Genomic DNA, 24,213 nt, shown 5'->3' with positions numbered 1-24,213 from the left:
TAAATCTTTAAATCAATTTTATGCTATATTTAATATTTAAAAAAGCCCTAAACAAATAAAACATTTCTTAAATTTGTTGCAATGCGCTTTTTTAGAAGCTGCAAAAATAGGGTATTTTAAAATATGGCGAAAGTAAAATATTATTACGATTCTGAAAATCTGGCATATCGCAAAATCAAAGTCAAAAAAAGAAAAAAATTTGGCTTTATCGCTCTGTTTTTACTGGCTTCTGCTTTGTTTGGTTTTTTAAGTTTTATAGTATTGTTAAACACTCCTTATTTTGAAACACCAAAAGACCGTCTTTTAATTCGGGAAATTGAAAATTTAAAACTACATTATGCCGTTTTGAATAAAAAAATGGATCAGGTAGACAATGCTATTGAAGCTATTGAAGAACGCGATAACAATTTATACCGAACTTATTTTAACACCGCTCCTATTCCCGAAGAAGAACGAAAATCCGGCTTTAAAAATAGTGACCGTTACAAAGCACTGGAGGGTTATGACAATAGCGAACTGGTTTTACAAACAACAAAAAGAGTGGATGTCTTAACAAAAGAATTGGCCATACAATCGAAATCTTTAGATTATATTTTGAAACTGGCTAAAGAAAAAAACAAATTCCTGGCTTCCATTCCTGCCATCCAGCCTGTCAGAAACGAAAACTTAAAAAAAATGGCTTCCGGTTTTGGTTACAGAACCGACCCTTTTACAAAAGCCCGAAAAATGCACAAAGGCATGGATTTTACGGCTAAAAAAGGAACTCCTATTTTTGCCACCGGAGACGGAATAATTGCAAAGGCTGACAATACGGCTTCAGGATACGGAAATCATATTGTGATTAGGCATGGTTATGGATACGAAACTTTGTATGGACATTTAAGTAAATACAATTGCAGAGCCGGTCAAAGAGTGAAACGAGGAGATGTCATTGGATACGTAGGAAGCACAGGACGATCAGAAGCACCACACTTGCATTATGAAGTTCATAAAGACAGTAAAGTCGTTAATCCGCTCAATTTTTATTATGGTAATATTTCGGCAGTGGAATACGTAGCCATTTCAAAATTAGCTAACCAGGAAAATCAATCTCTTGACTAGTGTTCAGTTTAAGCAATCAATTTTAAAAGATTCTAAAATAGTTTTCAGAAAAAAAATAAAAAAATGCAAATAGAATTACAACCCGGCAAAAGATATTACAGCATTGGCGAAGTAGCCAAAGCCTTTGACGTAAATGCTTCGCTGATTCGTTTTTGGGACAGTGAATTTGATATTCTCAAACCAAAAAAGAATGCCAAAGGAAACCGAATGTTTACTCCCGAAGACATCAAAAATCTCCAATTAATTTACCATCTGGTAAAAGAACGCGGATTTACATTAGAAGGAGCCAAAACCCATTTGAAAGAAGGACAAAAGAAAACCTTAGACAAATTTGAAATTATCAGCAAACTCGAAGCGATTAAAGTTCAGTTGACTAATATCAAAAATGAGTTATGAGTTATGAGTTATGAGTTACAAATAAAAATAAATTAATAAACTTTAAATTAAATAGAAACATGGATTTTAAAAAATTTTTACCTTGGATTATTGTAGCTGTTATCGTTATTGGCGGATATAGCTGGATTAAAGGAATCAACAACACTGCTGTGACTTTAGGTCAGGATGTAGAACAATCCTGGGGAGACGTACAAACAGCTTATCAAAGACGTAATGATTTAATTGGGAATTTGGTAAACACCGTAAAAGGAGCAGCTGATTTTGAAAAAAGTACTTTAACAGCAGTAATCGAGGCTCGTGCCAAAGCTACTCAAACCACTGTTGACCCAACTAACATCACACCGGAACAATTGGCGGCATTTAATTCTGCTCAAAGTGGAGTAAGCAGTTCTTTGTCTCGTTTATTAGTTACTGTAGAAAAATATCCTGATTTGAAAGCTAATCAGAACTTCTTAAAATTACAGGATGAATTAGCCAGTACCGAAAATCAAATTCTGACTGCTCGTACCCGTTTTAACGAAGCGGTAAAACCATATAACAGCCACATCAAAACTTTCCCTAATTCTTTGTTTGCCGGAATGTTTGGTTTCAAAGAGAAAGCGTATTTCAACGCTGTTGAAGGTGCTGATAAACCGGTAGAAGTAAAATTCTAATAAACGATTTCAGATTTCGATTAACGTCCCGATAGCTATCGGGACGTTAATCTTCATTCAAAAATAATTCCCATGTCAAACGTAGAAGATTTTTTAACCCAGGCCGAAGAACAAGAAATTGTTGAAGCTATTCGCATAGCCGAAAAAGAAACTTCCGGCGAGATTAGAGTTCATATTGAAAAAACAACTTCTCTAAATCCTTTTGATCGCGCGAAGGAAATTTTTCACGAACTCAGAATGGACGAAACCGAATTGAAAAATGGCGTTTTGATCTACATTGCGGTTGATGACAAAAAATTTGCAATTTGTGGAGATAAGGGAATTAATGACATTGTCGAAAATGATTTCTGGGACTGTACTAAAGAAATCATGCTCAATCATTTTAAAAGCAACAACTTCAAACAAGGTTTAATCGATGGTATCCTAAGAGCCGGCGAAAAATTAAAAACCCATTTTCCCTGGACAGAAGGTGACACCAACGAATTATCTAACGAAATTTCAAAAGGATAACGATGAAAATTCCAACAATAGCAAAACCAAATTCCAAAGGAATTTTTCAATTGGTATTCTTATTAGTACTACTTTCCAGTAATAGTATCTTCCCCCAATTTACAATTCCCGAAAAACCTGAATTTCAAACTTCAGTTTATGATTATGCAAATCTTTTTAATGCCAATGAAAAAAAGCAGTTAGAAGAAAAACTCATTCATTATTCTGACACTACTACTACTCAAATTGTAGTGATTACGGTTGAAAGCTTAAAAGGTGAAGACGTTAATATGCTTGCTACAAATTGGGGACAGAAATGGGGAATAGGCGGAACAGCTAAAGACGACAACGGTGTCATTATTCTGATTTCTAAAAATGACCGAAAAATTGCTATCAATCCCGGTTACGGTTTAGAAGACCGATTGACAGCCGGAACCGGAGGTGAAATTATCCGAAATATCATCATTCCCGAATTCAAAGCAGGTAGTTATTATAACGGAGCAAACAAAGGAACGGATGCTTTGTTTGATGTCTTTAAAGGCAAATACAAAGGTACCCGAAAACAAGCCAAACAAGAGCAAGATTTCCCTGTTTTACCTTTTATCATCATCATTGTTTTTATCTTGATTTTGGCTTCCAGAAACAAAAGAGGCGGTGGAGGAAATTCAGGTAATAATGGCGGCGGAGGCCCAAGCTTATTAGATGTCATTATCCTAAGCAATCTGGGACGCAACAGCGGCGGATTTGGTGGCGGAGGCTTTGGTGGAGGTTCATCCGGTGGCGGTTTTGGCGGAGGCGGCTTCGGTGGCGGATTTGGTGGCGGAGGATTTTCCGGTGGTGGATCCAGCGGAAGTTGGTAAAATACAAATCAAAAAAGAGAGTTCGATAATGACTCTCTTTTTTTGTGCTTATTGAAATTAGCCAACGGACAATACAGAACACCATTTATTTGTTCAACGATTTACTGCATTTCCCTAATAAATTAGTCCAACTTAAATCACCAAAAAAAGAAATTCGATATGTTATTTTCTAAATGAAAGATAAATATGTCAAAAAGAATATTTTTAAGCTAAATTTGAAAACAAAAAACGAATTAACCAATTATGAAAAACTACATTTTATTAATTCTCTTTTGTTCTTACCTTTCGGTATATTCACAAGACTTCAGCGAATTAGACCTAAAAGAAATTCCGCAAGAAATTGAAAACATAAACGCCTTAATTCTCAAAGAACCAAGTGGCGATAACTACTACCTAAGAGGCTATTATTATTATCAAATTAAAAATTATCCAAAAGCCATAGCCGATTATGACAAAGCCATATCGGTAAACCCAAATAATTACAGATATTATTACAGCAAAGGCAATACAAATGTTAAACTAAAAGACTATAAACAAGCGATTGATTGTTATACAAAATGTATCGGCTTAAATAATAACATACAAAAAGCCTATTTCAACAGAGCCTTTTCAAAGACAATGCTTGACGATGCTAAAGGCGCTATCGATGACTACTCTAAAAGTATTGCAATCAATCCTAATTACCTGCAAGCGTTCCAAAACAGAGGAATTATACGAGCAAAATTAAACCTGCATAAAGAAGCTATTCAGGATTTTGACAAGGTAATTGTAATTAACCCTAAATTCGTTGAAGCGTATCAAAACAGGGCCATTTCGAAAGCTATGATTAATATAAATGCCAAAAGTGATTTTGATGAAGTAGTAAATTTAAACCCGGAAGACCCGGAAGCTTATTACAATCGAGCTATCTATTTTATAAATTTTAAAATCAAAGGAGACTATTGTTCCGATATCAAAAAAGCAGTTAGCTTTCACTACGATACAGCTGTTGAATTGTTATCTAAGTTTTGTAAAAAATAAACGAACAAAGCCACTTTTAAGAGTGACTTATTTTTTTCTAAAATTATTTCCAAGACACTTCTAAAAAGATGTAAAATGAAAAAAAAGTATTAAGTACAATCGGTATTTTATTAGCATTAGTTTTTTCTTCCTGTAATAATAAAGAAGTAATTAGAGAGAAAAATATTTATTACAAATTATATTCTGAAAAAGATAGTTTGATTGGATTTTCTTTAAGAAAATATGTATTTAGTCAAGATACAATTAAGGAAAAATATTTAACTATAGACTTAAAGGGGAAAAAAACATATGATTATATATGATTATAAACGTTCATTTTATAAAAAAGAAGGAGATGTTTTTATTTTTTCAAACATAAAAAATGATAATACTAAATTTTTATATTTTTCTCCTGCTAAAAAAGACACTTGTTTTCATATTAACAGGAGGATAGAAAAATTTTATCTATGTAATAAAGGAAAAGTGAAATTCAAAAAATATAAAAATGCCTATAAAGTTTATTACGACGAGAGAGGTTATGATTCTAGAAAAGAGACTTTAATATTAGATAGTGATTATACAATATTGGCTAGATTTGAAGATTGCTATGACTATAGAAAAGAAATTATTGTAGAAAATAATGATATTAATGAAGATGTAAAATTAAAACTTGAAAAGGTTAGTAAATTAATTTTATGGTGGTAACGCTAATATCTCAGATGTATTTGTGAAATTAACAACATGAAATATAATGGCAAAACAAAGTCAGGACAATATTAAATGATGAAAAATAAAATTTATTCAAAAAACCAAATTTATGCTATTATAATATTATTTTTTTTGTTTGTGTATACACTATTTTCATTTTTTAAATATGAAAATAGTATTGAAAATGGTGTTCTTGTTGAAAAAAAAGTAATATGTCAAACTTGTAGACCATATACTAAACTTTCTTCAGGAATAATGATAAAAGAAGGAAATAAAACATATAATATTAAACTAGATTATGGTAATTGTATTAAATACCCTGTAAAAAGTAAAATAAAAGTCGTGTATGATAAAAATAGAGATATTTTTATTTATCCACTTAAAACCCCAAATTATGGCAAGATCTATTTTTTAGGTATTTTATTGTTATTTTCATTAATTCCTTGGTCTTTAATAACCAACATCTTAAAAAAAGTATAAACTATTAAATATCCCCACTGGCAATCGTTTATCTGCAACTCTGGTGCTTGGCTGTGGCGAGTACTTACTTAAATTAAAAGATAAATCGTAGCGTTTTCAACGCGGTTAAAACAAACAAAGCCACTTCAATTACGAAGTGGCTTATTTGCTTTGTCTAAAATCGTTGTTCTTTGTATTTCTTTTCTTTGCCTCCAAACTTTAAATCTTGTAAACTAATAAAAACACTCGATCAGGTTTAAATACCAAACTAAATCTAAAAAACGTTTATCAAAATCTTTTTAAAGTACTTTGACACTTTAATTATTACATCAATTTCAATTCTAAATTGAAAACTACCATAAAATCTCTTGACACATCTATAAAATTATTTATCTTTATCCTGAATTTAGCCTAAACACACCCGAAACTAAGATCAATGCTTTCACAAAAAACCAAATACGCACTTAAAGCACTACTCTATTTAGCGCAACAGGATGTTAATCATATTTCTAAAACTACAGATATTGCTGAATCAGCTAATATTCCTAAAAAGTTTTTAGAGCAAATTCTTTTGGACTTAAAAAGAGGTCATTTGGTAGGCAGTAAACAGGGAAAATTAGGCGGCTATTACCTTTTAAAATCCGGAAACGAGATTACTTTAGCCGATATTCATCGATTATTTGATGGTGCTATTGCTCTATTACCTTGTGCTTCCTTAAATTTTTATGAGCGTTGTTCGGATTGCATTGACGAGTCGGAATGCCTGCTACGACACGGTTTAATGACTATTAGAGACGAAACCTTAAAGGCTATGCAAGGGATTACTATCGCTTCATTAGTAAAAAAATAAAAAAATATTTTTTAAATACTACTAGTTTTATAGAATTAATTATATATTTGCATCGATTTACAATTATCAATATAATTTATAAACGATGAAAACGATTCAAAAAAGCTTTTTCAAAGAAAGCCAAAGACACGAGACTACTTTAAATTCAAATAATACAATTCATTATTGTATGATGTATATGTGCATGTAAAAAAAATTTAATTTTAAATTCTACTAATCATATATAACTAATAAAATAATGAAGACAACTATAAAACACCTATTCACAACTATCTTAGTATTAAGCCTTTCTAACTCTTTTGCACAAGCAATTAAAGGCCGTGTAACTACTTCGGAAAATACCCCATTAGAATCAGCCAATGCTGTTATAAACGGAACAACAATTAGTACAACAACCGACAAAAACGGTGATTTCAATATTGATACACAGGGAAAATTACCGGTAACAATTTTAATTCAATATGTTGGTTACAAAACGGAAAAACTAGTATTAACAGCAATTCCTTCTTCTCCTCTATCTATTATTTTGACAGAAGACAATAAATTAGCTGAAGTAGTTATCTCTTCCAGAAGAAGAATTGAAAAAGCACAAAATGTACCCATTCCTATTTCGGTTGTAAGTGGAAAACAAGCCGAACAAGCCGGCGCTTTTAACGTCAACCGTATCAAAGAATTAATTCCTTCGGTTCAATTGTATTCTTCAAATCCAAGAAATACCGGAATCAACATTCGTAGTTTAGGTTCTCCTTTCGGATTGACTAATGACGGTATCGACCCAGGAGTTGGTTTTTATGTAGACGGTGTGTATTATGCACGTCCAGCTGCTACGACTTTAGACTTTGTAGACATCAGTCAGATTGAAGTGTTACGCGGACCACAGGGAACTTTGTTTGGAAAAAACACCACTGCCGGAGCTTTTAACATCACTACCCGCAAACCAAGTTTTACACCGTCAGCTAATTTTGAAGTGAGTTATGGTAATTATTCTTTCTTGCAGGCAAAAGCTTCCGTGACTGGAGCATTATCTAAAAAAATTGCAGCTAGACTTTCGTTTTCAGGAACACAAAGAAATGGATTAATCAAAAATGTAGCTACCGAAAAATCAACAAACACTTTGAACAATCAGGGTATCAAAGGACAATTATTGTATACTCCATCAGCAAATACGAATATTTTATTATCAGCAGATATTACAACCCAACGTCCTGACGGATACGCTCAGGTAATTGCTGGAGTTGCCCCAACAAAAAGAGCAGCTTACAGACAATTTAATCAAATCATTGCCGATTTAGGTTACACATTGCCAAGCACAAATGCTTTTGACCGTAAAATCGACCATGATACTCCATGGCGTTCTAATCAGGATTTAGGAGGAGCTTCTCTTAATATTGATACTAAAATTGGACAAGGAACCTTAACTTCTACTACTGCATGGCGTTTTTGGAACTGGGATCCGTCTAATGACAGAGATTTTACAGGATTACAAGTATTGGCTAAATCACAAAACCCAACCAGACAAACGCAATTCACACAAGAAGTACGTTATGCAGGCCAAATTGCCTCTAAAATCAGTGCCGTGGGAGGTATCTTTTTTATCGACCAAACTTCACATACAACAGGAACAGAAGAATCAGGAAGTGCACAATGGCGTTTTTCACAAAGTACCACCAGTTCAAAATGGGCTACACCAGGTTTATTTGAAGGTTATGGAATCTATACTGACGCCAGTATTCACTCAACATCAGCTGCTGTATTTGGTCAGTTAGACTGGGAAATTACTGAGAAATTACACGTTCTACCTGGTTTACGTTACAACTACGACCGAAAAGATGCCGATTACAACCGTACCACTTACGGAGGTTTACAAACAACAGATCCTGAATTAATCGCTTTGAAAAAATTAGTCTACAGCGATCAAAGTTTTGCCAAAAACACCGATGCTACTGACTTTTCAGGAAACTTAACCATTTCTTTTAAACCTACTGACAGAGTAAATACTTATGCTACCTATGCAAAAAGTTACAAACCAGTAGGAGTAAATGTTGCCGGACTTCCTACGGTGAATGGTCAACCAGCACTTGATCTTGCTGTTATTAAACCGGAAAAAGTTAACCATTTTGAAATAGGTGCTAAAACAACACCGTTCAACAATACGATTTTCAACATTACTTTCTTTAATACGGATATTTCAGATTACCAAACCAATGTTCAGGCTGCTGAATTAGGAGTCAACCGTGGTTATTTGGCCAATGCGGATAAAGTACGTGTAAGAGGTGCCGAAGTTGATTTTAGTATTACTCTCAACAGTCACTTCAATATAAACGGAGCTGCTACTTATACAGATGGAAAATACATCAAATTTACCAATGCTCCATTACCATTAGAAGAAACAGGTGCATCGGTAGCTTATAAAGATGTTTCAGGAAGCAGCTTACCAGGTGTATCAAAATGGGCAGGAAGTTTAGGAGGAGAATATACTACAGACGCTAAATTCTTTGGAAACTTAGGTAAATTCTTTATCGCATTAGATTCTTACAGCCGTTCTGAGTTTTCATCAAGTCCATCGGCTTCAAAATACTTAGTGGTACCTGGTTACGCTATTTTTAATGGCCGTTTAGGTTTCCGTGTTAGCGATGGTTTATCAGCTCATATTTGGGGACGTAATCTTTTAAACAAAGATTATTTCGAACAATTATTACCAGCAGGAGGAAATGCCGGTCACTATGCCGGAGTTTTAGGAGACCAAAGAACCTATGGAATTACTTTAAAATATTTATTATAAAAAACACAAACAACTAATTACCAAATATTTAACACCACTTTAAAAGTTAAAATCGTAACTTTAAGAGAAAACGCAGACATGAAAAATTTTGCAATCAAACTCGTATGGTTTACCACGGCTTATGTATTTGTATTTGCAGCATTAAACCAAACCAATGTCAATATCCGAATACTTTTATTGATGCACAGTATCGGTCTTATTTTAATACCCTTTATGACTTATACTGTTTTGACCGACAAATACACTACCAATAAAACCTTTAAAGATTGGTATGAAGATCATCCTGTAGACAGCTTAGATGAAGAGGAGTCCTAATGAGAGAACTCTATAAACTAAGAAGATTGAAACCATAAAAAAAGTCCCGAATTCGGGACTTTTCTATTATTTCTCTCTAATATAAATATCAATTGGCACTCCTTCAAAGTCCCAATTCTCTCTAATTTTATTTTCTAAATAACGTTTGTACGGTTCTTTAACGTATTGCGGTAAGTTGGCAAAAAACACAAACTGAGGCGTTGGCGATGGTAATTGCATGCAATATTTAATTTTCACATACTTTCCTTTAGTTGCTGGCGGCGGATAAGCTTCAATCACTTTCAACATGAATTCGTTGAATTTAGAAGTTGAAATACGTTGCTGACGGTTTTCAAATACCTGAACCGAAGCTACTAATGCTTTCAACAAACGTTGTTTTGTCAATGCCGAAACGAAAAGAATTGGCACATCAGTAAATGGTAATAATTCTTTCTTGATTTTCTCGGCATAATCACGGCTTGACATGGTATCTTTTTCAACCAAATCCCATTTGTTTACCAAAATCACTACTCCTTTTCGGTTTTTTACAGCCAACCAAAAAATATTTTGATCCTGACTTTCAAAACCACGAGTAGCATCTATAACCAAGATACAAATATCAGCATGCTCAATAGCACGTACCGAACGCATTACCGAATAAAATTCTAAATCTTCCTTCACCTTCGCTTTACGACGAATTCCGGCAGTATCTACCAGATTAAACTCGAAACCAAAACGGTCAAATTTTGTATCAATAGCATCACGGGTAGTTCCTGCAATATCAGTTACCATAAAACGATCCTGACCTATCAAGGCATTGATAAAACTTGATTTTCCGGCATTTGGACGTCCCACAACCGCAAAACGAGGTAATACTTTTTCTTCTTCTACAACTTCCGGTTTTTCAGGGAAAGCGTCAATCAAAGCATCTAATAAATCTCCGGTACCACTTCCTGAAATACTGGCAAAGGTGTAGTAATCACCTAAACCCAGGTTGTAAAATTCCACCGCATCTTTCTCGCGCATGGCATTATCCACTTTGTTTACGGCTAATAAAACCGGCTTAGTCACCTTACGCAATAACTTGGCTACGGTTTCGTCCATAGGTGTAATCCCCTCTTCTACATCAACCACAAAAACAATAACATCGGCTTCATCAATAGCAAGCTCAACTTGTTTTCGAATTTCACCTTCAAATACGTCGTCTGAACCACGAACATAACCTCCCGTATCAATTACCGAAAACTCTTTTCCGTTCCACTCGCTTTTACCATAGTTTCTATCACGGGTAACCCCAGATACTGAATCTACAATAGCTTCTCTTCTTTGTATCAGCCTATTAAAGAGGGTTGATTTCCCTACATTAGGTCTTCCTACTATCGCAACAATGTTATTCATTTCTTTATTTTTTAGTCCCGATTACTATCGGGATCAGATTTTAGATTTCGCTTCTTGACTAAATAACAATACATTATCAATCAAAAATGCTTCCTTTAAATTTTTTGCAAAGGTACACTTTTAGTTTACAGTATTCAGCATTAAGTATTCAGTAATTACAATACCGCAAACTGCTTACTAATTCCGATAACTATCGGGACTGACAACTGCATACTATTTTTGATTATAACCAAAGCGTTTCAGCATATTAGCGTTACTTCTCCAGTTTTTATTCACTTTCACATACATCTCGATATGAATTTGTTTCCCAAAGAATTTCTCTAAATCTTCACGAGCTTCTACTCCTACTTTTTTCAAAGCCGCTCCTTTATGTCCAATGATAATTCCTTTTTGCGTATCTCGTTCCACCATAATTAGGGAACGAATTCGGATAATATTGTCGGTTTCGATAAATTCTTCTGTTACAATTTCTACAGCATACGGAATTTCTTTGCTGTAATTCAATAAAATTTTCTCGCGGATAATTTCGTTCACAAAGAAACGTTCCGGTTTATCGGTCAATTGGTCTTTTGGATAGTAAGGCGGAGAGTCCGGTAATAGTGATATAATTCTTTGAAAAACTTCCGGTACATTGAAATTCTGCAAAGCTGAAATTGGATAAATCTCCGCATTTGGCACTTTCTCAGTCCAAAAAGCCATTTGCTCTTCTAGTTGTTCCTGATTCGAATTGTCAATTTTGTTCAACAACAACAAAACAGGAATTTTCGAATGAATGATTTTGTTAAAGAAAGCTTCGTCTTTTAATTCCTGCTCCCCTATTTCGACCATATAAATCAACACATCCGCATCTTCAAAAGCCGATTTTACAAAATCCATCATCGATTCCTGCATTTCGTATGCCGGTTTGATAATTCCAGGAGTATCCGAAAGTACCATTTGAAAATCATCTCCGTTTACAATCCCAAGAATTCTATGACGGGTTGTTTGCGCTTTTGAGGTAATAATAGACAATCTTTCCCCTACAAATGCATTCATCAAAGTTGATTTCCCAACGTTTGGATTCCCTATAATATTTACAAAACCTGCTTTATGTGCTGTCATTCTATTTAATTTAATGCTGCAAAGGTAGTCATATCAAGCCAATAGATGAAATAAAAAGATTTTTTAAAATTCATCGTTGTAAATGTAGAATTTATTTGTATCTTTGCACCCGAAACATCGCGGGATAGAGCAGTAGGCAGCTCGTCGGGCTCATAACCCGAAGGTCACAGGTTCGAGTCCTGTTCCCGCTACTAAGGTAGCCTTATTGAGATTACAAAACGCACATCGCGGGATAGAGCAGTAGGCAGCTCGTCGGGCTCATAACCCGAAGGTCACAGGTTCGAGTCCTGTTCCCGCTACTAAGAAAGCTTCAGAGAAATCTGAGGCTTTTTTTTGTAGTTATTAATTGCATCACTATTTTGGAATTATTTCAAAAATACAGTTATCTTATTACTATATTTACAATATGGAAAAATACTTTACAGCAATATTTGATTTAACAAAATTACCCTCTTTACTCTGTTTAGTAATAGCAATGTCAGGTACTTTTTTCTTTTACTATCCTGAATATGTAATAATTGTTATCAATAAAAAATCAGACATTTATATTTATGGATATATAGCTTATTTGATTTCTGTTCCGATTGTAATTATTTCTGTAATCAAATATATCTTAAAAAAAATTAGTTATATATATAGCTATTACTCTGCTAAAAAACAGATTAGGGAAACTATTCTAACATTAAATGCTAATGAAAAGAAAGTGCTTCGTGAATTTTATCTTGAACCTCAATTTAGTTTAGAAATGCCTTTTGATGATTCTACAGTTCTTGGTCTAATTGATAAGAAAATTTTATACAATACATCACCTTATAGCGGAGCTATGTTTCTTAATGGTAATCTTTCAAGTTTTCAAATTGGAAAATATGCACGTAAATTTATAAATCCAATTATTCATTTGGATTGCATTCCAATTAATGCAACCGAAAAAGAAAAGCATGACCTCTTAAAAAACAGACCATCCTGGGGCAGACCACTTTATATAAAAGACTAAAAAAACATCAACAAACTCATTATTATTACTTAAAAAAAATAGCCGCAAGATAATCCCTGCGGCTGTTTTTGATTTCAAATAAATGATTTAAAATTTCACAACTCATACCATTCTTTTTCTGTAGACTTTGGATTTCCCAATATATTTTTAAGTGTATATTTTTCGGCTTCTGATTTTTTCAGTTGGTGTGTCCATGCTGCTCTTTCTGTAGGTTTAAAACCTTCGCCCGTGCATTCGTACTCGGCAAAATAGGCTGTTTTTTCATTTTCAGCATTTCCCCAATTATCCCATGCTTCGACAGCAATTTGTTTAGGTAATTCGCATTTTATAAATACTGATTTTGCCCATGCCCGCCAAGGTCTGCCAAGGTACAATTTATCCACTTCTTCATTGACAATTACTTTGCAATCCAGAAAAACAAAACCAAATTCTTTGTCTTTTGGCGTATTTGGAGCAGTTATATACGAATTAGTTTTTCCAAAAATGGTACAGTTTTTAAATACTGCCGTGGCTGGTCCGAAAATAAAATCTGTCGTTCCCTCGATATGGCAGTTAACAAAAAATTGTCTCGAATATTCGCCTCCATTATAAATTGTATCCTGATTTCCCAAAAACTTGCAATTCTTAAAAACCGCTTTGTCGGCATCGACATATAAAGCAACTGCCTGTCCTACTCTACCTGCCGAATTGGCAAACGTAATATTCTCTGCCCTGAATCGATTCCCGGATATTTTAGCGGTATACGAATCAAAAGTCCCCATTTTGCCTCTGCCGGAATAATCATTATAGGTAATAATCGTTTTATCGACACTTTCGCCTATAAAAGTAACATCGGTATTATTTGCAGACAATTCTATTTTTTCGTTGTAAACTCCGTTCTTGATATACAAAGTTATCGGAGCTAAAGGAAATTTTCGCATCGCATCAATGGCATCCTGAATATATTTGAATTCGCCGCTGCCGTCTTTGGCTACAACAAACTGGTATTTGTATTTTTCAGGATTTGCTGTCTGACCAACAAACAATTGTGTCATAAATAGCAACAATAAAACAAACTGGAATCGAAATCTATTTTTCATAAAAATCATCTTTTATTACTTTTTAAAAGTAGCATTTATTTCTTTCATTCCTTCAAAAACCATTCTGGCAACTTCAACGGCTCCTTTAGTTTGAAAATGGGTATTGTCTTTCTGACCTTCCGGATAAGCTTCATATTTACCGGCCGGAAAATTCATAAAATAATTTTCGGCTGAAAAAGTCTCTCCTTTTTTAGTAAAAAAATCCATTGATTTTTTGTTCAAATCAATAAGAGGCACATTCAATTCTTGAGCAACATCTTTGGCTGCCTGATCATATAAACCATGAACGTTTTGCAATTTTCCATCTACCCAAGGATAATTTCTGGCAACCGGAGTCAAAATAATAGGTTGAGCCCCTTTGGATTTGGTTTGACTGACAAACAATCTCAAAAACTCCTTATATCCTTCAATAGGAACATATCTTTCGGTTCTGTCTTCGGCAGCATCATTATGTCCGAATTGCATCAACACCAAATCATCTTTTTTTAGATTTTCAAATACGGCACGCCATCTTCCTTCCTGAAAAAAGGTTCGCGTACTGCGACCTCCTCTGGCACGGTCATCAACAACTGCACTTTCTGTCTTTATCAATTTATTTACTTTTTGCAGGCTGTCTTTCACTAAAAACTGCTGAAAAACCTGCCCCCATCCCGTAACCGGATATCTGGTTTTCATGTAATCTTTGCCCGGTTCGTAATTATTGGCATAATCTGCCATTGTGGAATCGCCGATTAAATAAACAGTGGTTGCATTCGATTTTTGAATACTAAAAGCCATGATTGTAAAACTGGCTAGCACACCAATTGCAGGGACTATAAATTTTCTCATGTATTATTTATTAAAAACTTTAATTAAAAAATCATTGATATAATTCGCCGTTGGATCAATCCACGGATGAAACAGCCAGAATGTATGGAGTTGAATATCAAATTTATGCACTTCGGTATAAATTCCCCAATCTTTCATCATTCCGATTAACTCATCCTGACCGGCATGAAATCTTGGAAAACCGCTATTGATAAACAGAATTGGACATGATTTTTCATTGGCCCAAAAAATTGGCGAAGCTTCTTTCCATATCGCTGGTTTTTCATAAAAAGTACCTCCTAACCATTCCACATCAGGCGAGTCCGGTTTTCGATTTAAATTCAAAGACAAAGGCGCCATAAAATCGACCACTCCGTCCAAGTCTACAATAGCCTGAATTTTGCTTGAAAAACCTAAGTTCCCCTGATCTCCTTCTTTCGATTCAATTCCGCTTGTCAATCCAGTTAACAAAGCCAATTGTCCTCCTGCCGAACAACCTGAAACAGCAATTTTATCCGGGTCAATTCCGAATTTATCCGCATTGGCGCGTGTCCATCGCACTGCCGATTTTATATTGTAAAGCGCTGCTGGATATTTGGCTTCCTGCAACAATTGGTACTCCACACAGATGGTTACAATTCCTTTGGCTGCCAATTTCTGAGCTAAAGGAACCTGCAACATTTTATCTCCTGCTCTCCATCCTCCGCCGTGCACCATGATCAACGCAGGATATTTTCCTTTTTTCTTTGGCGAAAAAACATCAACATGCAAATCCCTATCTCCAAAAGGAGTATTTTTTAGTGTTGTATAAACCAAATTCCGACTTTCATTTACATTTCCCGGCAAAGAATCTTTAGCCGGTTTTATGTTTGGGAAATTTTTTCGGTATTTTTTGAATTCATTTTTTACCGTAAAAGAAGTATCTTTTGGAATCTTAATCGTGGTTTGCTGCGCATTGGCACCAAAAGAAACAAGAAGAATTACACAAAATACATTTTGAAAAAACTGCTTCATAACATTGAAAATTTATTTATTATTTCTACTGGAAACATTGTGAATATTATTTTTTTAAACCATTAAGCCAATTAAGAAAGTTAAGAAAACTGCAAATCTTAATTTTCTTAAATAACTAAATGGTTAAAAGCTTTGTCTTTCTCACAAACACCAATAGTACTATTTATTGAAAACTTTAGTTAAAAAATTATTTATGCATTCAATTGTAGGACTAAACCAAGGCTCATACAAACAAAAAGAATGTGGTGCTTCTTCAAATTCTTTTACTTCAGAATAAATTTCGTTTTTATCCAAAACTTTGATGTAATCTTCCCTACCCGCATGCATCCAGGGTACGGAGCTATTAATAAAAAGCGTTGGTGGTGTTTGAGCGCTTACATAACTCAATGGGGAAGCCGCTTCCCACAATTTTGGATTTTCTGCTTTCGCATAACCAAACCAATAGGTTCCTGCCGAAGTACTTTTGGAATCATCTCCTTCCCTCCCATCCGGATGTACAAATGATAAAGTTCCGTCGATATCAACAACTGCATTCACATTGGATTTTGCGTCTAAGTTACAAGAAGTTCCTTCAAATAACGGCATATTCGCCGTTGTTCCCATAAAAGCAGCCATTTCTCCACCAGCCGAAAAACCAACAATGGCAATTTTATTAGGATCAAAATTATAAGCCACAGCATTTTTTCGAACCCAACGTATAGCCGACTTAACATCAAATATTGCTGCCGGAAAAAGTGCTTCGGTTGAGAGACGGTATTCCGGTGTAAAACACACATAACCTAAACTGGCTAACTTTTGAGCCATTGGATAATGTTGTGTTCTGCTTCCGGTACGCCAACCGCCACCGTGAATAATAATAACCGCCGTTTGTTTAGAATATGACTTATCAGCATTATAAAAAACATCTAGATTCAGTTTGCGTTTTCCAGTTTCGCAATAAACAACATTTCGTTTTTCTTTTACTGTTTCAAGATGAAATTCAGAAACAATCTTAATGTTCGGATGCGTTTTTACATCATGATTATAAGCGTTTTTAGTAGAATAAGAAGTGTCACTTATTCCAGTAACACCTTTATAAGACTGACAATATACTTCACTTAAAAATAATATTGAGACCAACATTACAAGAAATGGGCATCTAAAATTCATATTGCTATTTTACAAAATCAAATTAAGAAAAAACCCCATGTAGTTTAGAATTATCTACACCTACATGGGGCAACAATTTAATTACTAACCAAATTAAATATTAATTTTCCGGATAACCTGGATTCTGATTTAGTTTTGGGTTGGCTGTTCTCTGTTCCTGAGGAATTGGATACAAGCCCCTGAAAGTTTCTGTTTGTGTAGTTTTGAATGCCCAAGTTCCGGTAAAATAAGTACCAAAACGAATCATATCTCTTCTACGATGCCCTTCCCAAATCAATTCTCTGGCTCTTTCGTCTTCAATATTTTTCAATGTTAAACTTGATAAAACAGAAGCATTACTTCTTCCTCTTACTGTATTAATCAAATTTAATGGAGTATCAGCAATTGTAGTAGTACCCCCTCTAAATAAAGCTTCAGCTTTTATCAACAAAATATCTGCATAACGCATTAAAACCAAATCATTATCCGCATTAAAGCCAGACCATGAAGTTCCTACAGGAGTATATTTCAAAACTTTGTAACCTTCATTATCCTCTGCACTAATTAAACTTTGCACTGCAATGATATTTAACTGTGTTCCATTTGGGTAAGCCAAAGGAGTGACACCATCCAAATAATATTGTGGTCCATATTCAATCAATGATTTACGCACATCTTGATTCTCATATCTATCTAGCGCTTCCTGATACGTACTGTATCCATTTGCCGGAGTAAAAGGCAAATTATATTTTAATTTATCTAAACCGTTTTGAGTATACAAAATAAACTGATTAGCACCTGCATTTTGTGCCGGAGCAATTGAGAATGAAGAGATAATCTCTGTTGAATTTTTCTCATTAGTAGCTTTAAAATTATCAACTACAGCAGCCTCCAGAGAATACTTATTCGTACTGATAATTTTATCACACATTGCAACAGCTTCTGTCCATTTTGGAGTTCCTGTGTAAACCTCTGCATTCAAATACATAGTTGCTAACAATCCGTAAATAGCTTCTTTAGTAAATCTTGGATAATAACTCGCCTTATTCACAGTAGTTATCGAAGGTAAATCTTCTACAGCTGCTAACATTTCTGTTTCAATAAAAGTGAATACGTCTTTTCTTGGAGTATTAGTAGGTAAATTATTAGGATCAATTCTGGCTACAGTTACCAAAGGTACATTTCCCCAAAAATCCATAGCATAAAAATAACCGTAAGCACGTAACGCACGTGTCTCTGCTATTAAAGCTTTCAGATTACCACTATTTGGAGAAGCCTGCAAACTTTCCAAAACAGCATTCGCAACTCCTATTTCCTGAAAAATATTTTTCCAGGCTCTTCCGCAAGTCGCATTTGTAGGGGCAACAGTATGGTTTATTATATCAATGTTATTTTGATCAAACCAACCACCACTAGCTCTTCCGGGAACGATAAATTCATCGGTTCCAAATTCGGCAATACGCCAAGGATCTCCAATATGAACAACTTGTGACAGGGATTGATAAACTCCAACAACAGAAGAAAGTGCTTCTGCTTCATTGTTATAATAAGTATCAGGTGATAAACTTCCGAATGTTTCTTCTTCCAGGTTGGTACATCCAGGCATGCAAAGCAAAGCAACGAATGAACACAATATTAATTTGATTTTATATATTTTCATGATAGTAGTATTTTATTAATTGAAATTATGCTTAAAAAGACACACTTAATCCAACGCTTACGGTTTTAGCTTTAGGATAAGCTAAATAATCCACTCCCAGTGGAGCAATTCCAGTAGCTGACACATCTGAATTAACCTCAGGATCTAAACCGGAATATTTAGTAAACAACAATAAATTTTGTCCGGTAATAAACAACCTTGCATTAGAGATGGAAGGAACATTTTTAAGATCAATATCATAACCTAAAGTAATATTATCCAATCTCACAAAAGAACCATCTTCAATCCATCTTGAAGAATATTGTTTTGGCTGACTTCTTAAAACACCACTTGTAACAGCTTCTTTAAATACATTTCGACCAGGAAGATTACTTAAATATCCTAAGTTGTTAGCTGTCAAATTATAAACATCATTACCAACAGAGCCTCTGAAATTAAATCCTAATGAAAACCTTTTATAAGTCAATGAGTTCGTAATACCAAAAGTGAAATCAGGCTGAGCACAACCAATTACTTTCATTTCAGGATCAATGATCTCAACACCATTTTCGATACCTTTAAATTCGCGTCCGTAAAAAGTCCCTACAGGCAATCCCGGCTTAATCAACTGAGCATAAATTCCGGCTGTTAAACCTTGCCCCTGTAATGGCGCTACCTGAATATTATCTCCTTTGTACAAACTGTTAGACAGACTTAAAACTTTATTTCTGTTTCTGGTATAGTTGATAGAAGTACTCCATGTAAAATCGGATTTCTTAATAATATCGGCAGAAATTTCTAATTCGATACCTTTGTTTTGTACACTTCCTACGTTTGCCAATTGTGTGCTAACTGCAGTAGGCGAAGGCACCGGAATACGCAATAAAAGATCTGTTGTTTTCTTGATATAATAATCGATGCTTCCGCGAATTCTGCCACCTAATAAAGAGTAATCAACTCCTGTATTAAATTGAGCTGTTTGTTCCCATTTTAAGTCAGGATTAGCATATTGCAAAGGCAATACCGTTGTAATTCTCTGACCTCCTACGATATATCCGGCAGAAGTTGCCCCAAGTCTTGTGATAGAGTTCAAGTTCCCTATTTCCTGATTTCCTGTTACACCATAACTGGTTCTTAATTTCAAATCAGAGATTGTTTTCGACTTAAAAAATTCCATATTAGAAATTCTCCAGGCTAAAGATCCTGATGGGAATACTCCCCATTGATTTCCTGAACCAAATCGGCTTGAACCATCTCTTCTGATTGTTGCAGTAGCCAAAATTTTATCATCATAATTATAATTTACTCTACCATACATCGAAATCAATTTATTACTTCCCATAAAAGAAGTTACTCCCTGATTAGTACTGGCAGCCTGTAAACTATACCATTTAAACTCATCTGATAAAAATCCGGAAACTACATTTCGGATTCCTTCGTTAAGGAAATATTGGTATGAATAACCCGCAATAGCATTTACGCTATGTTTACCAAATTGTTCATCATATCTTAAAATAGTTTCCAATAACTTACTGTAATCCTCTAATTTTTGAACGCTGGCATATCCGCCCATTCCTTCACCCAGTGGATTGGATTTTTTTACATATGAATTTCTGTTTATCGTCTGATTTGTATAACCTAAGTTTACATTAACACTTAATGGTTTGAAAATCTTATAGGTTGTAGATAAATTCCCCAAAAAACGATTGTTTTTAACCTCATCTAACACGTCATTAGAAAAAGAAACCGGATTGATTCTGTAAGGAGGAACGTGGTTGTAATTTCCATTAGCATCATAAACCGGATAAGTAGGGTTGAAAACATAGGATTCGTAATTAATACTTGTTCCTGCTTCACTTCCTACTGTATTTGACACTGGTGAATTATTAGAAAATGTTTCTCCGTAATTCACTTTTAAATCAAATGTTAATCGGTCATTTAGTGCAGAATGATTAACATTAATTCTTGCGTTTGCTCTTTGTAATGCCGATCCAATTAAAACTCCTTCCTGATCTCCATAACCTAATGAAGCTCGGTAAGCCGTTTTGTCTGTACCTCCTGAAAAAGATAAATTATAATCCTGTGTTTTAGCGGTTCTGTAAATTTCATCCTGCCAATTGGTATTTCCTCCTAAATCAGAAAAAGTCAAATTCAAATCAGTATTAATTTTTCTGTATTCGTCAGCGGATAATACATCTAATTTTTTTGAAACTGTCGAAATTCCTCCGGTAACATCTAAACTCACTTTTAAGTTACCTGATTTTCCTTTTTTAGTAGTAATAACAATTACCCCATTGGCACCTCTCGAACCATAAATAGCGGTTGAAGAAGCATCTTTTAAAACTGTTACCGACTCAATATCATTTGGGTTAATTGTCATCAAAGGATTCGTAGGTTCCTGATCAAAAAAGTCAGTACCATTTCCTCTGATATTTGCCGAACTCACTCCTGCGGTAGTAGAAATTGGCACACCATCAATTACGTATAAAGGATCATTTGTTCCTGTTAACGAAGTTCCTCCACGGATAATAACCGTATTAGAGCCTCCTGGTTTTCCACTATTCTGAGCTATTACAACACCGGCCATTTTTCCTTGTATAGCCTGTTGTGCACTCAATTGTGGTCCTTTATTAAAGTTTTCTGATTTTACTGAAGAAACAGAACCGGTCAGGTCTTTTTGCTTACTGGAACCATACCCTACAACAACAACTTCATCCAGTTTAGCGGTTTCCGGCAGAAGTTGGCAATTAATTACTGACTGTTTATTGATTTTTATTTCTTTGGTTCCGTATCCTATAAAGGATACCACCAAAACACTCTCATCTGATGGGACTTTTATTGAATATTTACCATCAAAATCAGTCTGCGTAGCTATCTGAGTTCCTTTAACCAGAATACTTGCTCCCGGAATAGGCTGGTTATTTTCATCGGTTATTTTACCTGAAACTTTTATTTCCTGAACCGCTTTTTCTTCAATGGGTTTTTCTTTCGCTTCAGTATTCAAAACCTCTTTAATGATAATGTTTTTATCAGCTGTTATTTCGAAATTCAAATTACGGGCTTTAAAAATCGGAGCTAATAATTTAGAAATTTCAATGGTACCTTTTTTCAATTGTACCTTTGGAGCATCTTTAAAAAAATCGTTTGGATAAATAAAACTGTAATTGGTTTGCTGTTGAATCATTTTAAAAACTTCTTTGACCGATACCAATTGATTTTCTCCAATAGATATTTTTGCCTGCGAAAAAGTGGTTTCAGTATTGAAACTGAAAACGGTTGTACAGAATAGAATTAGAAATGTTTTCATCATAATCAACAGAAGCCGTTTTTGAAATTCAAAACGACAATTAATAGAATTAATTTTCATAGTTTTGTGGTTGTTAGTTGAACAATAGTTTAATTAATGTATAGGGAGGGAAGTAGTAAGGAAACCGCTAAATATCTAAACTACTACCCCTCTTTTTTTTTTATTTCAATATCAAAGTCTTATTTTTAAATTCATATTTATTTATAATTCCTGAGTTTTTAATCGACCTCAAAATTTCATCAATTTTTCTGTCTTTTATTAAAACCCCGTTAAACTGTTCTTTTTTGATTGATTCGTTTTCAAAAACCACTTCAATATCATACCATCTCGATAACACTTTCATGATTTCATCCAATGGTTTGTCTTCAAAGCTGAAAACACCATCTTTCCAACATATTTCGCTATAAACATCTACCTTTGCTATTTTCACTTTATTAGTCTTAAGGTCAAAATTGGCACGTTGATTTGGGATTAGTTTTTGCTTCACATTCGCAAATTGCATTTCGACTTTCCCTTCTACTAATGTTGTAGCGATATTCGAATCGTCTTTGTATGCTTTAATATTAAATTCGGTACCTATAACGTGAATCTGCTGCTTTTTTTGATACACTGTAAAACCAGCACCTTTATGAGCCGTACTTGGAGACACATCAAAATAAGCTTCTCCGTAAACCAGCTCAACACCTCTGGCTTTACCTTCTTCAAAATTTACCGGAAACTTCAATTTGGTTTCTGAGTTCAACCAAACTTTTGTACCATCAGACAGCGTGATAGCAAACTGTCCTCCACGCGGAATAGTCAAATAATTATAAACTACTTTATTGGATGACGAATTGGATTTATTGTAAAACAATTCTTTACCAGTGCTATTTGCGTTTTTATCAGTATAGCTTTTGCCTTTCTCTAAAACAACATTAGTACCATCTTCTAAAGTTAACATTGCTTTGTCAGTACCAATCTCAATTTTATTGGCAACCACTTTAGCCGGAACAATATCCTGATGCTGATTCTTAAAAACGAAAGTGAATGCTACAAATAAAACTACTGAAGCTGCAACTGCATATTTGAAGAAAGGCTTTTTGTATAACGGAATTATCTTAGTTTCTTTTTGCTTGTCAAAATCCAGTTCTAATCGGATTTTTTCATGGATTCTTTCTTTTACTTCTTCTTTTGATCCCAAATGATCAGGCCAATTTTCAATTTCCTGATTATTTAAAAAGAAATACAATAGTTTATCTAACTCTTTTGGGGTTATGGAACCGTCCAAAAGTTTAGCAACTAAGTCTGAAAAATATTGTTGGGGTTTTAAGCTCATAGTTCGTTTTTTTGAATGCTTATATTACTAAGTCTCCAAAAAAACAATTCACACCTGCTCAATTAGTAAAATTTTTCACTTTTTTTTACTTATATCGTTTTTTTATCTTAAAAAATAAGACATAAACTCAATACTCACCGCCACTCCGAGCGATTCTTTTAAAATTTTCAAAGCTTTGGAAATATGCCCTTCAACGGTTCGTTGCGAAATATTTAACTGCTCTGCAATCTCTTTATTAGACAACATATTTTCCCTGCTCAACTTATACACTTCCTTACATTTATCAGGCAAAGAATCAACAATAGTATCTAAATAACTAATTAATTCCTGATGCATTAATTTGGTTTCAGGATTAGAATTTTCAATTTTATTTTCAAAACCATCAAACAACTCATCTTTGATCATTTTTTTGTTCTTATTAAAATGATCGTACACCTTGTAAACAGTACTGGTATACAAATAACTCTTCAAAGAAACTTTTATCTGTATCTTTTCCCTTCTTTGCCATAATGAAATAAAAACTTCCTGAACAATATCCTCACATACCGACCTGTCTTTAACAAGATTATAAGCTGCTAAATACATAACCTCCCAATATTTGTTATAAATTATTGTCAAAGCCTCTTCTTCATTCTCCTGAAGACGCTTTACAAGATCTATATCGGTATGCTCCTTTACCAATGTCATTTAAATTACATTTTGTCGTTATTGTGTCAAATCTAAAAATAAATAATTGATTTTCGAATATCTTAAAAAATTAACATAAAATTTTATTAAACAAAGAAAACAATCCTTACAAACATTAAAATTATATGGTTTCAAAAACCACTAAATCTGTTT

22 protein-coding genes and 2 tRNA genes are annotated in these 24,213 nt (G+C 34.2%); 14 read left to right on the top strand and 10 right to left on the bottom strand.

The genetic code is table 11. The features are described from left to right. Nucleotides 1-123 precede the first annotated feature (123 nt). The 11 genes from BLR17_RS06650 to BLR17_RS06600 all read left to right on the top strand — a co-directional run bounded on the left by BLR17_RS06650 (nucleotide 124) and on the right by BLR17_RS06600 (nucleotide 9,612). The gene (locus BLR17_RS06650; RefSeq protein ID WP_066326633.1) at nucleotides 124-1,101 is read left to right on the top strand and encodes a M23 family metallopeptidase; all 978 of its coding nucleotides are present in this window, start codon (nucleotides 124-126) and stop codon (nucleotides 1,099-1,101) included. Nucleotides 1,102-1,164: 63 nt separating this feature from the next. Then, nucleotides 1,165-1,497 carry a MerR family transcriptional regulator gene (locus BLR17_RS06645; protein ID WP_066326635.1) on the top strand — a complete coding sequence of 111 codons (333 nt, stop codon included), beginning with the start codon at nucleotides 1,165-1,167 and terminating at the stop codon, nucleotides 1,495-1,497. 59 nt (nucleotides 1,498-1,556) lie between these two features. Then, nucleotides 1,557-2,150: a LemA family protein gene (locus tag BLR17_RS06640; RefSeq protein ID WP_066326637.1), complete on the top strand. Its 594-nt coding sequence runs from the start codon at nucleotides 1,557-1,559 to the stop codon at nucleotides 2,148-2,150. Between the two features lie 72 nt (nucleotides 2,151-2,222). After that, nucleotides 2,223-2,660, top strand: a complete 438-nt coding sequence (locus tag BLR17_RS06635; protein WP_066326638.1) for a TPM domain-containing protein — start codon at nucleotides 2,223-2,225, stop codon at nucleotides 2,658-2,660. A gap of 2 nt (nucleotides 2,661-2,662) precedes the next feature. Then, on the top strand, nucleotides 2,663-3,499 hold the full coding sequence (locus tag BLR17_RS06630) for a TPM domain-containing protein (protein WP_066326639.1): 837 nt from the start codon (nucleotides 2,663-2,665) through the stop codon (nucleotides 3,497-3,499). 243 nt (nucleotides 3,500-3,742) lie between these two features. Beyond that, nucleotides 3,743-4,519: a tetratricopeptide repeat protein gene (locus tag BLR17_RS06625; protein WP_066326641.1), complete on the top strand. Its 777-nt coding sequence runs from the start codon at nucleotides 3,743-3,745 to the stop codon at nucleotides 4,517-4,519. 288 nt (nucleotides 4,520-4,807) lie between these two features. Next, nucleotides 4,808-5,203 carry a hypothetical protein gene (locus BLR17_RS06620; protein ID WP_066326646.1) on the top strand — a complete coding sequence of 132 codons (396 nt, stop codon included), beginning with the start codon at nucleotides 4,808-4,810 and terminating at the stop codon, nucleotides 5,201-5,203. A 78-nt stretch (nucleotides 5,204-5,281) separates the two neighbouring features. Further along, nucleotides 5,282-5,686: a hypothetical protein gene (locus BLR17_RS06615; RefSeq protein ID WP_066326647.1), complete on the top strand. Its 405-nt coding sequence runs from the start codon at nucleotides 5,282-5,284 to the stop codon at nucleotides 5,684-5,686. Between the two features lie 415 nt (nucleotides 5,687-6,101). Next, nucleotides 6,102-6,515, top strand: a complete 414-nt coding sequence (locus BLR17_RS06610) for an RrF2 family transcriptional regulator (RefSeq protein ID WP_066326649.1) — start codon at nucleotides 6,102-6,104, stop codon at nucleotides 6,513-6,515. Nucleotides 6,516-6,753: 238 nt separating this feature from the next. Then, nucleotides 6,754-9,297, top strand: a complete 2,544-nt coding sequence (locus BLR17_RS06605; protein WP_066326650.1) for a TonB-dependent receptor — start codon at nucleotides 6,754-6,756, stop codon at nucleotides 9,295-9,297. Nucleotides 9,298-9,375: 78 nt separating this feature from the next. After that, nucleotides 9,376-9,612, top strand: coding sequence for a hypothetical protein (locus BLR17_RS06600; protein ID WP_066326651.1), 237 nt, complete (start codon nucleotides 9,376-9,378; stop codon nucleotides 9,610-9,612). Between the two features lie 66 nt (nucleotides 9,613-9,678). On the opposite strand, the gene der is transcribed toward BLR17_RS06600, so the two are convergent. Both der and era read right to left on the bottom strand, forming a co-directional pair. Continuing rightward, complete coding sequence (gene der, locus BLR17_RS06595) at nucleotides 9,679-10,989, bottom strand: ribosome biogenesis GTPase Der (protein WP_066326652.1); 1,311 nt, start codon at nucleotides 10,987-10,989, stop codon at nucleotides 9,679-9,681. 213 nt (nucleotides 10,990-11,202) lie between these two features. After that, nucleotides 11,203-12,090, bottom strand: a complete 888-nt coding sequence (gene era, locus BLR17_RS06590) for a GTPase Era (protein WP_066326653.1) — start codon at nucleotides 12,088-12,090, stop codon at nucleotides 11,203-11,205. Nucleotides 12,091-12,208: 118 nt separating this feature from the next. Between era and BLR17_RS06585 the strand changes: the two genes are divergently transcribed. The 3 genes from BLR17_RS06585 to BLR17_RS06575 all read left to right on the top strand — a co-directional run bounded on the left by BLR17_RS06585 (nucleotide 12,209) and on the right by BLR17_RS06575 (nucleotide 13,084). Continuing rightward, nucleotides 12,209-12,281 (top strand) — tRNA-Met (locus BLR17_RS06585). A gap of 35 nt (nucleotides 12,282-12,316) precedes the next feature. Continuing rightward, a tRNA-Met gene (locus BLR17_RS06580) sits at nucleotides 12,317-12,389 on the top strand. 107 nt (nucleotides 12,390-12,496) lie between these two features. Beyond that, nucleotides 12,497-13,084 (top strand): super-infection exclusion protein B, encoded by a 588-nt coding sequence (locus BLR17_RS06575; protein WP_066326655.1) that lies wholly within the window; start codon nucleotides 12,497-12,499, stop codon nucleotides 13,082-13,084. A gap of 95 nt (nucleotides 13,085-13,179) precedes the next feature. Here the strand turns inward: BLR17_RS06575 and BLR17_RS06570 are convergent, their stop codons facing one another. The 8 genes from BLR17_RS06570 to BLR17_RS06535 all read right to left on the bottom strand — a co-directional run bounded on the left by BLR17_RS06570 (nucleotide 13,180) and on the right by BLR17_RS06535 (nucleotide 24,060). Continuing rightward, complete coding sequence (locus BLR17_RS06570; RefSeq protein ID WP_074517137.1) at nucleotides 13,180-14,163, bottom strand: pectinesterase family protein; 984 nt, start codon at nucleotides 14,161-14,163, stop codon at nucleotides 13,180-13,182. A gap of 15 nt (nucleotides 14,164-14,178) precedes the next feature. Beyond that, nucleotides 14,179-14,991 (bottom strand): rhamnogalacturonan acetylesterase, encoded by an 813-nt coding sequence (locus tag BLR17_RS06565; RefSeq protein ID WP_066326657.1) that lies wholly within the window; start codon nucleotides 14,989-14,991, stop codon nucleotides 14,179-14,181. A 3-nt stretch (nucleotides 14,992-14,994) separates the two neighbouring features. After that, nucleotides 14,995-15,984: an alpha/beta hydrolase gene (locus tag BLR17_RS06560; RefSeq protein WP_066326659.1), complete on the bottom strand. Its 990-nt coding sequence runs from the start codon at nucleotides 15,982-15,984 to the stop codon at nucleotides 14,995-14,997. 159 nt (nucleotides 15,985-16,143) lie between these two features. Continuing rightward, nucleotides 16,144-17,133, bottom strand: a complete 990-nt coding sequence (locus tag BLR17_RS06555) for an alpha/beta hydrolase (protein WP_066326660.1) — start codon at nucleotides 17,131-17,133, stop codon at nucleotides 16,144-16,146. A 100-nt stretch (nucleotides 17,134-17,233) separates the two neighbouring features. Further along, on the bottom strand, nucleotides 17,234-18,772 hold the full coding sequence (locus BLR17_RS06550) for a RagB/SusD family nutrient uptake outer membrane protein (RefSeq protein WP_066326661.1): 1,539 nt from the start codon (nucleotides 18,770-18,772) through the stop codon (nucleotides 17,234-17,236). A gap of 31 nt (nucleotides 18,773-18,803) precedes the next feature. Beyond that, nucleotides 18,804-22,118: a SusC/RagA family TonB-linked outer membrane protein gene (locus BLR17_RS06545; RefSeq protein WP_217635884.1), complete on the bottom strand. Its 3,315-nt coding sequence runs from the start codon at nucleotides 22,116-22,118 to the stop codon at nucleotides 18,804-18,806. Nucleotides 22,119-22,218: 100 nt separating this feature from the next. Then, nucleotides 22,219-23,373, bottom strand: coding sequence for a FecR family protein (locus BLR17_RS06540; RefSeq protein WP_066326662.1), 1,155 nt, complete (start codon nucleotides 23,371-23,373; stop codon nucleotides 22,219-22,221). Between the two features lie 102 nt (nucleotides 23,374-23,475). Further along, a complete protein-coding gene (locus BLR17_RS06535) occupies nucleotides 23,476-24,060 on the bottom strand; it encodes an RNA polymerase sigma factor (protein WP_066326663.1) in 585 nt (194 codons plus the stop codon). Nucleotides 24,061-24,213 lie beyond the last annotated feature (153 nt).

The sequence above is a fragment of the Flavobacterium glycines genome (genome assembly GCF_900100165.1).
In the GTDB taxonomy this organism is placed as follows: domain Bacteria; phylum Bacteroidota; class Bacteroidia; order Flavobacteriales; family Flavobacteriaceae; genus Flavobacterium; species Flavobacterium glycines.
The sequence above is the reverse complement of the archived record's forward strand: the minus strand, read 5'-3'. Positions and strand labels throughout refer to the sequence as shown.

Excerpts from the sequence above, each read along its gene's own strand:
- BLR17_RS06555 (WP_066326660.1), bottom strand. The coding sequence starts at position 17,133 with ATGAATTTTAGATGCCCATTTCTTGTAATGTTGGTCTCAATATTATTT.
- BLR17_RS06535 (WP_066326663.1), bottom strand. The coding sequence starts at position 24,060 with ATGACATTGGTAAAGGAGCATACCGATATAGATCTTGTAAAGCGTCTT.
- era (WP_066326653.1), bottom strand. The coding sequence starts at position 12,090 with ATGACAGCACATAAAGCAGGTTTTGTAAATATTATAGGGAATCCAAAC.
- BLR17_RS06645 (WP_066326635.1), top strand. The coding sequence starts at position 1,165 with ATGCAAATAGAATTACAACCCGGCAAAAGATATTACAGCATTGGCGAA.
- BLR17_RS06615 (WP_066326647.1), top strand. The coding sequence starts at position 5,282 with ATGAAAAATAAAATTTATTCAAAAAACCAAATTTATGCTATTATAATA.
- BLR17_RS06600 (WP_066326651.1), top strand. The coding sequence starts at position 9,376 with ATGAAAAATTTTGCAATCAAACTCGTATGGTTTACCACGGCTTATGTA.
- BLR17_RS06560 (WP_066326659.1), bottom strand. The coding sequence starts at position 15,984 with ATGAAGCAGTTTTTTCAAAATGTATTTTGTGTAATTCTTCTTGTTTCT.
- BLR17_RS06565 (WP_066326657.1), bottom strand. The coding sequence starts at position 14,991 with ATGAGAAAATTTATAGTCCCTGCAATTGGTGTGCTAGCCAGTTTTACA.
- der (WP_066326652.1), bottom strand. The coding sequence starts at position 10,989 with ATGAATAACATTGTTGCGATAGTAGGAAGACCTAATGTAGGGAAATCA.
- BLR17_RS06545 (WP_217635884.1), bottom strand. The coding sequence starts at position 22,118 with ATGAAAATTAATTCTATTAATTGTCGTTTTGAATTTCAAAAACGGCTT.
- BLR17_RS06610 (WP_066326649.1), top strand. The coding sequence starts at position 6,102 with ATGCTTTCACAAAAAACCAAATACGCACTTAAAGCACTACTCTATTTA.
- BLR17_RS06635 (WP_066326638.1), top strand. The coding sequence starts at position 2,223 with ATGTCAAACGTAGAAGATTTTTTAACCCAGGCCGAAGAACAAGAAATT.
- BLR17_RS06650 (WP_066326633.1), top strand. The coding sequence starts at position 124 with ATGGCGAAAGTAAAATATTATTACGATTCTGAAAATCTGGCATATCGC.
- BLR17_RS06605 (WP_066326650.1), top strand. The coding sequence starts at position 6,754 with ATGAAGACAACTATAAAACACCTATTCACAACTATCTTAGTATTAAGC.
- BLR17_RS06570 (WP_074517137.1), bottom strand. The coding sequence starts at position 14,163 with ATGAAAAATAGATTTCGATTCCAGTTTGTTTTATTGTTGCTATTTATG.
- BLR17_RS06550 (WP_066326661.1), bottom strand. The coding sequence starts at position 18,772 with ATGAAAATATATAAAATCAAATTAATATTGTGTTCATTCGTTGCTTTG.
- BLR17_RS06630 (WP_066326639.1), top strand. The coding sequence starts at position 2,663 with ATGAAAATTCCAACAATAGCAAAACCAAATTCCAAAGGAATTTTTCAA.
- BLR17_RS06540 (WP_066326662.1), bottom strand. The coding sequence starts at position 23,373 with ATGAGCTTAAAACCCCAACAATATTTTTCAGACTTAGTTGCTAAACTT.
- BLR17_RS06640 (WP_066326637.1), top strand. The coding sequence starts at position 1,557 with ATGGATTTTAAAAAATTTTTACCTTGGATTATTGTAGCTGTTATCGTT.
- BLR17_RS06620 (WP_066326646.1), top strand. The coding sequence starts at position 4,808 with ATGATTATATATGATTATAAACGTTCATTTTATAAAAAAGAAGGAGAT.
- BLR17_RS06575 (WP_066326655.1), top strand. The coding sequence starts at position 12,497 with ATGGAAAAATACTTTACAGCAATATTTGATTTAACAAAATTACCCTCT.
- BLR17_RS06625 (WP_066326641.1), top strand. The coding sequence starts at position 3,743 with ATGAAAAACTACATTTTATTAATTCTCTTTTGTTCTTACCTTTCGGTA.